Source organism: Actinoalloteichus hoggarensis (assembly GCF_002234535.1).
In the GTDB taxonomy this organism is placed as follows: domain Bacteria; phylum Actinomycetota; class Actinomycetes; order Mycobacteriales; family Pseudonocardiaceae; genus Actinoalloteichus_A; species Actinoalloteichus_A hoggarensis.
The window spans coordinates 6502944-6516129 of the sequence record NZ_CP022521.1 but is presented as its reverse complement, the minus strand read 5'-3'; the positions used below and the strand labels follow the sequence as shown (position 1 = coordinate 6516129).

Below are 13186 nucleotides of genomic sequence, written 5' to 3'. Positions count from 1 at the left end.
CGTGCTCCTCGTCGCCGGCCCGCGCGCCGGAATTCGTGCCTGCGCCCGCTTCCCGCACCACACCGGCGGCGGTTGTTCGACTCACGTTCACCTCGGAGTCGGAATGCGCTCCTACGGTCGGCGCGTTCCCACCCGCCACCTCCCGGAGGTCAGCGTGTCGACTCCACCCGCGGAAGACCGCCGCGTCATCCCGCTGCCCCTGCTCGCCACCGACCACCACGGAAACCGATCCTCGATCACCTGCCGATACCGCTGCGGCGACGCCTGCGGCCACGAGGCGCCCAACACCTCCTCGAACCCCTACTTCGGCGACGTCGTCAAGCAGGTGATGAGCCGTCGGGGCGCGCTGCGTGCCGCCGCCGTGGTCACCATCGCGGGCGGTGCCGTCGGAGCACTGAGCGGGACGGCCGCCGCCGAGACGATCGCGACGCAGGGACGGGGACCCGGCCACGGTCCCGGCCAGGGCGGGGCGCCGGACAGGACCGGCAGACCGGCCCCCGGCACCGACTACTCACCCGTCGCACCGAACACCGAGGACGCGGTGGTCATCCCGGACGGCTACCGGCAGAACGTCGTCATCCGCTGGGGCGACGCGGTGCTCGACGGCGCCCCGGAGTTCGACTTCGAGAACCAGACGGCCGCCGCGCAGGCACGCCAGTTCGGCTACAACTGCGACTTCGCGGGCCTGATCCCGCTGGACGGCAGCGGACGGCGCAACCTGCTCGTGGTCAACCACGAGTACACCACCGAGCCGTTCATGTTCCGCGGCTACGACGCGGAGAACCCCACTCGGGAGCAGGTCGAGATCGCCTGGGCCGCCCACGGCCTCAGCGTCGTGTTCGCCGAGCGGGACAGGCACCGAGGCGGGCTGAGCACGGGACCCAGTCGCTACAACCGACGGATCACCGCCACCACCGAGTTCGAGGTGCGCGGGCCCGCGGCGGGCAGCGACCTGCTCAAGACGGCCGCGGACCCCACCGGAACCAAGGTCCTCGGCACGCTGAACAACTGCGCGGGCAGCGTCACCCCGTGGGGCACGGTGCTCTCCGGTGAGGAGAACTTCAACCAGTACTTCGGCAACGCCGAGCGGATCACCGACCCGGACCAGGCCGCGAAGCTCGCCAGATACGGCATCTCGGGCGGGGCGAGCGAACGGCGCTGGGAGCAGTTCGACCCGCGCTTCGACGTGGCTCAGGAGCTGAACGAGACGCATCGGTTCGGCTGGGTCGTCGAGATCGACCCGCACGACCCGGACTCGACTCCGGTCAAGCACACGGCGTTGGGCCGGTTCAAGCACGAGGGAGCCGCCGTGCGGGTCGCCCGCGACGGGCGGGTGGTCGCGTACTCCGGGGACGACGAGCGGTTCGACTACATCTACAAGTTCGTCTCGAAGGGCCGGGTGAAGAAGGGCGAGAGCAGGCACGCCCGCAGGCACAACATGCGCCTCCTCGACGAGGGAACGCTTTACGTGGCCCGCTTCACCGGCGACAGCCCGGTCGAGGAGATCGACGGCTCCGGTGATCTTCCCTCGGACGGCGAGTTCGGCGGGACCGGCGAGTGGATTCCGCTCGCCGACGGCGACCGGTCCTTCGTACCGGGGATGACGGCGGAGGAGGTCTACGTCTACACGCGGCTCGCGGGGGACCGGGTCGGCGCCACGAAGATGGACCGGCCGGAGGACATCGAGCCGAACCCGGTGACCGGCAGCGTCTACGCGGCGTTGACCAACAACACCAACCGGGGAGCGACCGGCGCCGCCGCGGCGGACGAGGCCAATCCCAGGAACGACAACAAGCACGGCCACGTCCTGGAGTGGACGGAACACCGCAACGACCCCACCGCCACACGTTTCACGTGGAACCTGCTGCTGGTCTGCGGTGACCCGGAGTCGCCGGACACCTACTTCGGCGGCTTCGACAAGAGCCAGGTCAGCCCGATCACCAGCCCGGACAACGTCGCCTTCGACCCGCACGGCAACCTGTGGATCTCCACCGACTCGACGGGTGCGCTCGGCATCAACGACGGCCTGTACTCGGTGCCCGTGCAAGGCCGGGAACGCGGACATCTGAAGCTCTTCCTCACCGTGCCACGCGGCGGTGAGACCTGCGGTCCGATCATCACCGAGGACCTGGTCACGGTGTGCGTGCAGCATCCCGGCGAGGTCGACGGCGCCACCGTGGAGAACCCCGCGTCGAACTGGCCGGACCGGGGTGACTCTCAGCCTCGGCCGTCGGTGGTCAGCGTCTGGCGCACCGGCCGGGGCGGGCGCGGAGTGGGACGCATCGGCGAGTGACGTACGCCGAGTGACGTACGCCGAGTTCGGTCGGCGGGGGCTCGTCGAACGCTGTACGACGCCCCCGTCGCCCGGTGACGCGTCCCTGCCCGGCGCCGTCGCCGGTCTGAGAAGTCGCCGCCGCCGCAGGCGGGCCTCCGACATCCGCCTCGGCCGTGCGGCGGAGCCGGGAACGCGGGCCCGTGCGGTCTAGGCTCGCGCGCATGACTTCACGACCTCTTGCCCTGGTCACCGGCGCCTCCCGAGGGGTGGGGGCCGCCGTGGCCAGGGCGCTGGCGCCGACGCACGATCTGTTGTTGGGCGGCCGCGATCGGCAGCGGCTCCTTCCGCTCGTCGAGGAGCTGCCCACCGCCGATCCCTGGATCGTGGAGCTGACCGACGGGGCAGCCGTGGCCGAGGCCGTCGCCGACATCGCCTCGTTGGACGTCCTGGTGCACAGCGCGGGGATCGTCGAGCTCGGCTCGATCGCGGAGACGTCCGCCGACTCGTGGCGTCGTACCTTCGACGTCAACGTGATCGCCGTCGCCGAGCTGACCCGTCTGCTCCTGCCCGCGCTGCGGTCCGCACGAGGCCACGTCGTGCTCGTCAACTCCGGCGCAGGCCTGCGAGCGAACCCGGGCTGGGGTTCGTACGCGGCCGGCAAGTTCGCCCTGCGTGCCTTCGCCGACGTGCTGCGGGCGGAGGAGGCCGACGCGGGAGTCCGGGTGACCTCGGTGCATCCGGGCCGGGTCGCCACGGACATGCAGCGGGCGGTCCGGGCCGCCGAGGGCGGCGACTTCGAGCCGGAGCGCTATCTGCGCCCGCAGACGGTCGCCGACGTGGTCGCGACGGCCGTACGACTCCCCGCCGACGGTCAGCTCAACGAGATCGTCCTGCGGCCGCGTTCGTAGCCGCCTTCGGCGGGCATTCGGCGGTCGTCGTCGGTTTCTCCGGAGCTGACGCGGGGTGCGTCGAAGCGGAGGAGCCACGGGGACGGCCGGTGTGCTCGGTCCGCGGCATCGCCGGTATGGGCATGAGCAGACGCCCCGGTGTCGGGACCTGACGGCCTCGTCCGCCTCGATGCGCGCTGCCTCTCCGCTGTCGGTGCGGGGCGCGGCTCAGGTGTGCGTGGCGGGCAGGCCAACGAGCGGAGGCGCGTCGAGCCGTGGTGCGGTGCTGTCGGACGACCGACAGCGGGGGCCGGGATGAGGATCTCGACCGGGCACGTCCACGTGGACATCGCGGATGATCTGCGATGCACCGCCTGCGCGGCTCGGTGGTGGTCACGCTGTGAGGTCGTCGCCAAGGGCCGCCGGGCGGTGCCGGGGCGGAACGGGCGGCCGATCGCTGGACTCGCCGGTTACGGAGCGACGGCCAGAGACGCGAGAAGCCTCACCCACATGGGTGAGGCTTCGGGCTTTGGAATTGGAAAACCCCGCAGTGCTGCCAGGTCGGGGGTCCGCCAGCACCGCAGGGTCACTTGGTTCATCGTCGGTACATCCAAACGTGTTACACCCTGTCTGGATGTGACGCGCGACACCGTGACTGCCGGTGCGGTGCCTGTCGGCTCAGCGGTTCAACAGGTTGTGACGCTGAGCGATGATCAGCAGCTCGTCACGAAGCGCCGGGCTCGATGCCGAGTCGATCGCCTCCTGGAGGGCCTTGTTCGTCCGAGGGCGGGTGCTGCTGTTCCTACGGAGACGCAGGCGGGCGGCGAGATTCATCGGGTGTCCATCACCTTCGTTATTCTTGACTTCTCGGTACGACTCAAGTATGCCCCATTGATCGCGAGATTGCACCCGATTGTCCGGTGAGGAGCGGCACACGCCGATGATTGTCCGGTGGCTAACGCTTGAGGCCGCCGATGCGATGGAACTGGAAATAGCCACCCGTCATCTTCCGGACACGTGCCCGCCACCGGGGCGCCTACTGAATCGGTACGGCCGATCACGAATCCGCAACATGGCCCCGGCCGGCGAATCCTCGGCGAGCGGTCGCCTGCCGATCGGCGCCCGCCCGGTCGGCGGCTCGCACCTTCGGATCGGCACAGCCGCGCCGCGTAGGTCGGCGGACACGGTGCCCAGGACGGTGCGGCGGCCTGGGCTCCTTGCCACCGGAGGATTCACGGGGTTGGCTGGGCCGCGTGACCGAAGTCGTGACACAGGGGACGGGCAGGGCCACGGCGCGGGCCGATCAGGCGATGCTGCGGGTGACGTTCAGCAGTACGGCCAGGACGCGTGCCGAGGCGGTGGCACTGCTGGGCGAGCGAGTGGACGGCGTCGAGCCGCTGCTGGACCGCGCGGGCGTGGTGGTGCGGTCTCGGCGACTCGGAGTCCATGCCGACTGGCAGCGACAGCGGCAGGTCGGCTGCCGGGCCGAGCAGCATTACAACCTGGAGGTGACCGACCCCGAGGTGCTGGCCGACCTCGCCGGGGTGCTGCTGGCCGCCGAACCGGAGCGGCTGGACGGACCCACCTGGTCGTTGCGGGACGACACGGCGGCCCGCAACGCCGCGCAGCGCGCCGCCGTCGACGACGCGAGATCCAAGGCCGTCGGATACGCCGACGCACTCGGCCGGTCGCTCGGACCGCTGCTGCGGATCAGCGACGCGGAGGCGAGCGGCTCGGCCGCACGCGGCGCCTACGGCGGAGCGGAGGCCGCGGGCATCGCGCCCGCGGGTCGGAGCACCGCCGCGGACGTCCGTCGACTCAACCTCGAACCACAGGACATCGTGAGCACCGTCCGCTGCGTGACGCACTGGACGCTGACGGACTAGACGCCGCCGACGGGCCCCGTCCTCCCGGCGCGCGGCGGCGGGAGGACGGGGCCCGGTTCAGTAGGTCATCGCCAGGCCGGGATCGGCGAGCAGCGCCCCGATGTCGGCGAGGAACCGCGAGCCCTGCTGGCCGTCGACCACCCGGTGATCGAAGCTCAACGCCAGCTGACACACCTTGCGCGGCACGACCTGGCCGTCGACCACCCACGGCATGTCGCGAATGGCGCCCAGCGCCAGGATCGCCGACTCGCCCGGATTCAGGATGGGCGTCCCGGTGTCGACGCCGAACACCCCGACGTTGGTGATGGTGATGGTGCCGTCGACCATGTCCGCCGGGGTGGTGCGACCCTCCCGCGCGGTCGTGGCCAGCGCGTCCAGCGCCTCGGCCAGCTCACGCAGCGACATGTCCTGCGCCTCACGCACCTTCGGCACGACCAGCCCACGCGGGGTGGCCGCGGCGATGCCCAGGTGCACGTAGGACTTGTAGACGATCTCGCCTGCCTGCTCGTCCCAGGTCGCGTTGACGTCCGGCGTCCGACGCACCGCGAGACACAGCGCCTTCGCGGCGAAGGCCAACGGCGTGATCTTCACGCCCTGGAACTCCGGATGCGTCTTCAGTCTGGCCCGCAGCTCCATCATCGGCGTGACGTCGACGGTGAGGAACTCCGTGACGTGCGGCGCGGTGAAGGCGCTCTGCACCATGGCCTGGGCGGTGGCACGTCGCACGCCGCGGATCGGCACCCGCTCCTCGCGGGCAGGCTGCCCCCGCGTCGGCGTGGCCGGAACCGCTGCCGCCGCGACGGCGCCGGTGACGTCCTCGCGGGTGATCACGCCGTTCGCGCCGCTGCCGACGATGGTGCGGAGGTCGATGCCCGCGTCCTTGGCGAGTTTGCGCACCGGGGGCTTGGCGAGCGGCACCCGTCCGGTGGTGCGAGGCTGCGCACCGCCCGCAGGCATCGCCGCCGGAGCCGCAGGCTTGGGGGCGGGTGTGGCGGGCACGGCCGCCACCGGCTGGGGAACGGGCGCGGGCGGTGCCGCCTGCGGTGCCGAGGCACCGGACTTCTTGCGGGGCCTGCGCGTCGCCGCCCCGGTACGAGGCCCGTATCCGACCAGGTTCGACACCCGGCCCTCCGCCTCGGCGGGCTTCGCGCCGTTGACGGCCTGCTCGTCTGTCGATTCCCCGTCCGCCGAGCCGTGCGGATCGACGTCGATGGCGATGATCGGCACGCCGACCTCGACGGTCTCGCCGACCTCGACCAGCAGTTGCGACACCTGCCCCGCGAACGGGCAGGGCAGCTCGACCACGGCCTTCGCCGTCTCGATCTCGACGATGATCTGGTTGACCGTCACCGTGTCGCCCGCGGCGACGTGCCAGGTGATGATCTCCGCTTCGGTGAGTCCCTCGCCGGTGTCCGGCAGCGGGAAGTGCTTCAGTCGTGGCATTGCGGCCTCCCCCTACCAGCGCAGCGAACGTTCGACGGCATCCAGCACCCGATCCAGATCGGGGAGGAACTCCTCCTCCAACTTGGCGGGCGGGTAGGGAGTGTCGAAGCCCGTGACACGCAGCACGGGAGCCTCCAGCGAGTAGAAGCACTCCTGCTGCACCTGGGCGGCGATCTCCGCCGCGATCGAGGACTCGCCCGGTGCCTCGCTGACCACGATCAGCCTGCCGGTGCGACGCACCGACTCGAAGACGGGGGCCAGATCCAACGGCGACAGCGACCGCAGGTCGATCAGCTCCAGTCGATGCCCGTCCTCCGCCGCGACCCGGACCGCGTCGGTGCAGGTGCGCACCATCGGCCCATAACAGACGACGGTGGCGTCCGACCCCTGCTGAAGCACCCGCGAGGCATGCAGCGGGAAGGGCGTCGCACTCGTGTCGAGTTCCGCCTTCTCCTGGTAGCGCCGCTTCGGTTCGAAGAACAGGACCGGGTCATCGGAGGCGATGGCCTGCTGGATCATCCAGTAGGCGTCCACCGGATCGCCGCAGGCCACGACCTTCAGGCCCGCGGTGTGGGCGAAGTAGGACTCCGGCGACTCCGAGTGGTGCTCCACCGCGCCGATGCCGCCGCCGAAGGGCACTCGGATCACCACGGGCACCTTGATCCGGCCCTGGGTGCGGAAGTGCAGCTTGGCCAGCTGGCTCACGATCTGGTCGAAGCCGGGGAAGATGAAGCCGTCGAACTGGATCTCGCAGACCGGTCGATAACCTCGGATGGCCAGACCGATCGCCGTGCCGATGATGCCCGACTCGGCCAGCGGGGTGTCCATCACCCGCTGTTCGCCGAAGTCCTTCTGGAGCCCGTCGGTGATGCGGAAGACGCCGCCGAGCTTGCCGATGTCCTCACCGAGCAGCACGACCTTGGGGTCCCGTTCCATCGCCGCGCGCAGGCCCAGGTTGAGGGCCTTGGCGATGGTCACCTTCTGCGTCGTGCCCGCAGGGCCGCCTGCCGCGCCCGCCGCCTGTCGCGTGGACCCGTCGCCCGCCGTGTCGGTGCCCTGTGCCGTCGTCCGGGATCTCGTCTCGGCCATCAGTGCGCACCCCCCGAGTGATCGAAGTCGGCCAGGTAGGTGAGGAACTCGTCGCGCTGCCGATCCAACGGCGGACTGCTCTCGGCGTAGACGTTCGAGAAGATCCGCTCGGCGGGCGGGGTGGGCATGTCGACGCAGTACGCGCGGAGTCGTTCGGCGAGGGCGTCGGACTCGGCGTCCACGTGGGCGAAGAAGTCCGCGTCGGCGAACTGACCGCGCACCAGATGCACCCGGACCCGCTCGATGGGGTCCTTCAGCTTCCACGCCTCGAGCTCGTCGGAGAGGCGGTAGCGAGTGGGGTCGTCCGACGTCGTGTGGGCGTCCATCCGATAGGTGAAGGCCTCGATGAGGACGGGGCCGTTGCCGCTGCGACACTCCTCCAACGCCCAGCGGGTGACCGCGAGCGTGGCGAGCACGTCGTTGCCGTCCACCCGGATGCCGGGGAAGCCGAAGCCGTTCGCCCGCTGATACAGCGGGATGCGGCTCTGCCGTTCCATCGGCTCGGAGATCGCCCACTGGTTGTTCTGACAGAAGAAGACGACGGGCGCGTCGTACACCGCGCCCCAGACGAACGCCTCGTTCACGTCGCCCTGGCTGGTGGCGCCGTCACCGAAGAAGACGATGGTCGCCTCGTCGTCCTGATGGTCGTCGCCGACCTTGCCGTCGAGCCGCTGCCCCATCGCGTAGCCGGTCGCGTTGAGGACCTGGTTGCCGATGACGATGGTGTAGGGGTGGAACCGCTTCTCCAGCGGGTCCCACGTGCCGTGATCGGTGCCGCGGAAGATGCCCAGCAGCTCCGTCGGATCGATGCCTCGGCACCAGGCGACCCCGTGTTCCCGGTAACTGGGAAACGCCATGTCGGTGGGGCGCATCGCGCGGCCCGCGCCGATCTGCGCTGCCTCCTGACCGAGGAGCGGCACCCAGATGCCGAGCTGTCCCTGGCGCTGGAGGGCGTTGCACTCGCGGTCGGCGCGTCGGACCAGGACCATGTCCCGGTAGAGGTCACGCAGGCCTTCGGGAGTGATGTCGAGGTCGAAGTGCGGGTGCGCGACTCGCTCACCTTCGGGGGTGAGGAGCTGCACCAGGTCGGGGCCACCTTCCGAGGTGGCGCGCAGTCCAGCGATCACCTGCTCCGCCGTGGGTCGAGCCGCCACGGCGGCCGGGGCGCTCTCCGATGGCGGCGGTATGTCGGCCGAGGAACTCGGCCAAGGCTTGGTCCAGTATTCGGGCGACGACATGCCTGTCTCCTCAGTCTTGAGGCCCGCGCTCACCACTTGTGATGACGGAACGCGGACGCACCGCCGGGCGCCGCCACCGTCCTTTGGGACTGCGACATCGACCGTCGGCACTGACGGTTCGCTCCAGCAATACTTGCACGGCCGCTGGGCGCGCAAGAGTATCGATGGTTGCTAAAGATGCTCCGGGTTTGTGGTGGGGACCGTCCCTAGCTGCACGTTCGGCGACACACCGTGTTCGTCGGTCACCTGTGGTCACCGATCTCGTGGGCGTGAACGGCGATCGCGTTCGCGAGGATGATCAGGCGGGTGCCTGCCTGCGTCGATCGGATGCCGAGCCGACCGATGCGCGGCGGCGTCCGTCGGCTCATCGTGCGGCTGCTTCCGGCGCCTCGGGCGGTTCCCCGCCGGGGCTTCCTCGTGGCTTGCCGCAGGGGCCTCTCTCAGCGATCCCGCCGCTGGTGTCCTTCTCGGCGGCCCGCCGCCGCGCCCCCAAGCGCACGCCGCACCCGCGCGGACCCGCTACGTCCTGCCCCGCGCCCCGACCCCGTCCGCCCCGCATCGGCCGATGGTCGGGCGATCCGATGACAGGATGCGGGCGTGACGCACGAAGACCTGATGACGACGGTGCAACGACAGTGGGACTCGGCGGTCCAGCCGAGCCTGGAGCGGCTGGTCGAGATCCCGGCCCTCTCACCAGCCTTCGATCCGGACTGGGCCGCCTCCGGACACCTGGACGCGGCGATCGCGCATGTCGAGACCTGGATCGCCGACCGGGGACTGGCGGGGGCGACCACTCGGGTCCTGCGGCTGCCCGGTCGGACCCCGTTACTGGTGGTGGACGTCCCCGCGACCTCGGGTGCCGAGGACGCCGGGACCGTCCTGTTGTACGGACATCTCGACAAGCAGCCGCCCGTCGGCGGCTGGTCGGAGGGCCTCGGCCCGTGGACGCCGGTCGTCAAGGACGGCAGGCTCTACGGGCGCGGCGCCGCCGACGACGGCTACGCGGCCTATGCGGCGACGACGGCCGTGGAGGCGCTGCGGGCCACCGGCGGCGCCCACGCGAGGGCGGTCATCCTGCTGGAGACCGGCGAGGAGTCCGGCTCGCCCGATCTGCCCGCCTACCTCGCGGAGCTGAGCGAGGAGCTCGGCGAGGTCAGCCTGGTGGTCTGTCTCGACTCGGGCGCGGGCGACTACCGGCGCATATGGCTGACGACCTCGCTGCGGGGGATGGCGCAGCTGCGGGTGCGGGTGACGGTGCTCGACGCGGGCCAGCACTCGGGCATGGCCGGCGGGGTCGTGCCCAGCTCCTTCCGAGTCCTGCGGGTGCTGCTGGACCGGATCGAGGACGCCGAGACCGGACGGCTGCTGCTGCCGGAGCTGTCCGTCGAGGTGCCCGCGAACCGTGTCGAGGAGGTCCGGGAGGCGATCGAGGCGGTGCCGAACCTGGTCTCCGACGGCATCCCGATGCCCGCCGACGTCCGGCCGATCGTCGACGACCCGGTGGAGCAGGCGTTGAACAACACCTGGCGGCCGACGTTGTCGGTGATCGGGGCGGCCGGTCTGCCGGATCCCGACGAGGCGGGCAACGTCCTGCGGCCGTCGACGACCCTGGCGCTGAGCTTCCGCCTGCCGCCGACGGCCGACCCGGAGGCCGCGCTGGCGGCGCTGCGCACGGCGCTGACCTCGGACGTGCCGTACGGAGCCCGCGTGGAGCTGGAGCGCAGCGAGTGCGCCCCCGGCTGGAACGCCCCCGAGGTGGCGCCGTGGCTGGCGAGCGCGTTGGCGACGGCGAGCGACGAGGTGTTCGCCGCGCCGTGGCGGACGATGGGCATCGGCGGCTCGATCCCCTTCATGGGGCTGCTGCACGCGGCCTATCCCTCGGCGCAGTTCGTGGTGACCGGAGCGCTCGGTCCGGGCAGCAACGCGCACGTACCGGACGAGTCGCTCCAGCTGGACTATGCGGCGAAGATCACTGCGGCGGTGGCCGTGGTGCTGGACGCGCACGCCCGGCGGGATTGAGGAACCGCTCGCCTGCGGTGACCGAGGTGTCACCGCAGGTGAGTCGGCGGCGGGTGTCGGACGTGGCGGACTCCGGGAAGGGATCACCGAATTCGGCTGGACCCGGTGAGGCGCGAACGCCCTAGTCCACCTGGCGGATCAATTGCACCCACATGCGTCACATCTCTACGGATGGTTCGGTCCCTTAATCCAATGGTTACATTCAATTTCGCCCAGTAGTGGAATGATGCCTTCCGTTCGATACGGATAGTGATCGGAGGGCGACGTTTTGGTGCAGCGGACTCGACCGCGGGCCATGGTGGTCGCGGCCTGCACACTGGCCGTGTCCCTCGGACTTGCCGCGTGCGGATCGACCACGGATGCCGCCGAGCCGACCGAGGAACGGGTCGTCCCCGACGTCGACCTCGTCTCCGAGGGCAGGCTGTTGACCTGTACGCACCTGCCGTACCAGCCCTTCCAGTACGAGGAGGGTGGCGAGGTGGTCGGCTTCGACGTCGACATCGTCGACCTGATCGCCGACGAGCTGGGCGTCGAACAGGCGATCGTCGACATGCCCTTCGAGGGAATCCAGAACGGCGAGGCGCTCGACGCGGGGGAATGCGACATCGCCGCGGCGGCGATGACGATCACCGGGCCGAGGGGCGAGGTGATCGACTTCGCCTATCCCTATTTCAACGCCGCCCAGGCACTGCTGGTGGAGCGCGCATCGCCCGTCCGGGGCCTGGACGGGATGCACGGCATGCGCCTGGCCATTCAGACGGGCACCACCGGAGCCGAGTTCGTCGAGCAGTACAACGCCGAGCACGGTGACCCGATCGAGCTCGTCTACTACAGCAATCTCAGCGCGTTGACGCAGAGCCTGCGCTCCGACGAGACCGACGGCGTGGTCTCCGACAACGGGCCGCTGCACGAGTTCGCCGAGGTCTACCGCGACACCGAGGTCGTCGCCGAGTTCGACACCGGCGAGCAGTACGGGCTCGCGGTCCGCAAGGGCAACACCGAGCTCCTGGACGTCGTGAACCGGGTGCTCGAAGAGGCTCGCACCGACGGCAGGTATGAAGAGATTCATCTGAAGTGGTTCGGCGTCACGCCGAATCAGTGGTGATCTCGCAGGTCAGGGCCGTCCTCGACGGCGTCTCCACGGACACCGGCTACGGTGCCCATCTCGCCCCCGCTCACCGGAACCGAAGGATCAGGACATTGGAACGGCGTAGTAGAAGGATCTTCCACCCGGCCGTCGCGCTCGCGCCCGCTCTGGCGCTGACCCTGGCGGCCTGCGGTGGCGACAGCGAGGGCGCCGGTCAGGGCACCACCGTCGACGGCATCGAGCTGGTCGCCGAGGGCACGCTGACGACCTGCACCCACCTGCCCTACCAGCCGTTCCAGTTCCGGGAGGGCGACGAGGTCGTCGGCTTCGACGTCGACCTGGTGGACCTGGTGGCCGAGGACCTCGGCCTCGACCAGGCGATCGTCGACACCCCGTTCGACACGATCCAGTCGGGTGCCGACCTGGACACCGGCAAGTGCGACGTGGCCGCGGCGGGCATGACCATCACCCCGACGCGCGAAGAGAACATCGACTTCAGCGACCCGTACTTCGACGCGACCCAGGCCCTGCTGGTGGCGGCGGACTCCGGCATCGCGGGCGAGTCCGACCTCGACGGCCTGCGGGTCGCGGTGCAGACCGGCACCACCGGTCAGTCCTGGGCGAACGAGAACCTCACCGACGCCGACCTCGTCACCTATGAGGACCTTGCGCTGCTGACCGCCGCCGTGCAGAACGGCGACGTCGACGCGGGCATCAACGACAACGGCGTCCTCTACGACTTCGCGAGCGACAACCCCGACGTCGAGGTCGTCGCGGAGTTCGCCACCGGCGAGCAGTACGGCGTCGCGGTGCGCACCGGCAACGACGCGCTGCGGGAGCGGATCAACGAGGTCCTGGCCGCCGCCCGTGAGGACGGCCGGTACGACGAGATCTACGAGAAGTGGTTCGGTACGGCGCCCGCGGCCCCCGCTGACGCCGAGGAGACCGAGGACGCCGAGGGTGACGACGCCGAGGGTGACGACGCCGAGGCCGAGGACACCGACGCCGAGGAGTCCGAGCCGGAGCCGACCGAGACCTCGGGCGACTGATCGAGCAGACCTGACGGGGCCGGCGTGCACAGCGCGCCGGCCCCTCGCATTCGCCAACGGCAGCCGACGTCGTGCCTGCCGCATCGACCTTCGCAGCACACCTCACAGGAGCACGAGAGACCATGGCGGGAAACAAGACGGCAGGCCGGGGCGTCGGGGGCGATCCCCCGACGGCGCCGCCTCGGCCGGTGGGCGGAGAGACGCCGGGCGGGC

General features: G+C 70.5%; 11 protein-coding genes. 6 read left to right on the top strand and 5 right to left on the bottom strand.

Annotated elements, in window-relative coordinates:
- Positions 1 to 154 precede the first annotated feature (154 nt).
- Together AHOG_RS27775 and AHOG_RS27770 are read left to right on the top strand one after the other, a co-directional pair.
- A complete protein-coding gene (locus AHOG_RS27775; RefSeq protein WP_093944883.1) occupies positions 155 to 2293 on the top strand; it encodes a PhoX family protein in 2139 nt (712 codons plus the stop codon).
- A gap of 203 nt (positions 2294 to 2496) precedes the next feature.
- Positions 2497 to 3183 (top strand): SDR family oxidoreductase, encoded by a 687-nt coding sequence (locus tag AHOG_RS27770; protein WP_093943940.1) that lies wholly within the window; start codon positions 2497 to 2499, stop codon positions 3181 to 3183.
- Positions 3184 to 3840: 657 nt separating this feature from the next.
- Here the strand turns inward: AHOG_RS27770 and AHOG_RS29205 are convergent.
- Positions 3841 to 3996, bottom strand: a complete 156-nt coding sequence (locus AHOG_RS29205) for a hypothetical protein (protein ID WP_169725915.1) — start codon at positions 3994 to 3996, stop codon at positions 3841 to 3843.
- Between the two features lie 419 nt (positions 3997 to 4415).
- On the opposite strand from AHOG_RS29205, the gene AHOG_RS27765 reads away from it, so the two are divergent.
- Positions 4416 to 5048 (top strand): SIMPL domain-containing protein, encoded by a 633-nt coding sequence (locus AHOG_RS27765; RefSeq protein ID WP_093943939.1) that lies wholly within the window; start codon positions 4416 to 4418, stop codon positions 5046 to 5048.
- Between the two features lie 57 nt (positions 5049 to 5105).
- On the opposite strand, the gene AHOG_RS27760 is transcribed toward AHOG_RS27765, so the two are convergent.
- From AHOG_RS27760 to AHOG_RS30305, 4 genes are all read right to left on the bottom strand, one after another.
- Positions 5106 to 6491: a dihydrolipoamide acetyltransferase family protein gene (locus tag AHOG_RS27760; RefSeq protein WP_093943938.1), complete on the bottom strand. Its 1386-nt coding sequence runs from the start codon at positions 6489 to 6491 to the stop codon at positions 5106 to 5108.
- A gap of 12 nt (positions 6492 to 6503) precedes the next feature.
- Positions 6504 to 7580, bottom strand: coding sequence for an alpha-ketoacid dehydrogenase subunit beta (locus AHOG_RS27755; protein ID WP_093943937.1), 1077 nt, complete (start codon positions 7578 to 7580; stop codon positions 6504 to 6506).
- Positions 7580 to 8818: a pyruvate dehydrogenase (acetyl-transferring) E1 component subunit alpha gene (pdhA, locus tag AHOG_RS27750; protein WP_093943936.1), complete on the bottom strand. Its 1239-nt coding sequence runs from the start codon at positions 8816 to 8818 to the stop codon at positions 7580 to 7582. The genes AHOG_RS27755 and pdhA overlap by 1 nt, the downstream gene beginning before the upstream one ends.
- Positions 8819 to 9060: 242 nt before the next feature.
- Positions 9061 to 9186 (bottom strand): hypothetical protein, encoded by a 126-nt coding sequence (locus AHOG_RS30305; protein ID WP_260404346.1) that lies wholly within the window; start codon positions 9184 to 9186, stop codon positions 9061 to 9063.
- A 247-nt stretch (positions 9187 to 9433) separates the two neighbouring features.
- Here AHOG_RS30305 and AHOG_RS27745 point away from each other — a divergent pair, with 247 nt between their 5' ends.
- The 3 genes from AHOG_RS27745 to AHOG_RS27735 all read left to right on the top strand — a co-directional run bounded on the left by AHOG_RS27745 (position 9434) and on the right by AHOG_RS27735 (position 12973).
- Positions 9434 to 10837 carry a M20/M25/M40 family metallo-hydrolase gene (locus tag AHOG_RS27745; protein ID WP_093944882.1) on the top strand — a complete coding sequence of 468 codons (1404 nt, stop codon included), beginning with the start codon at positions 9434 to 9436 and terminating at the stop codon, positions 10835 to 10837.
- 322 nt (positions 10838 to 11159) lie between these two features.
- Entirely contained in the window at positions 11160 to 11942 is a 783-nt protein-coding gene (locus tag AHOG_RS27740; protein ID WP_157737081.1) for an ABC transporter substrate-binding protein, read from the top strand.
- 95 nt (positions 11943 to 12037) lie between these two features.
- Positions 12038 to 12973, top strand: coding sequence for an ABC transporter substrate-binding protein (locus tag AHOG_RS27735; RefSeq protein WP_211290727.1), 936 nt, complete (start codon positions 12038 to 12040; stop codon positions 12971 to 12973).
- Positions 12974 to 13186 lie beyond the last annotated feature (213 nt).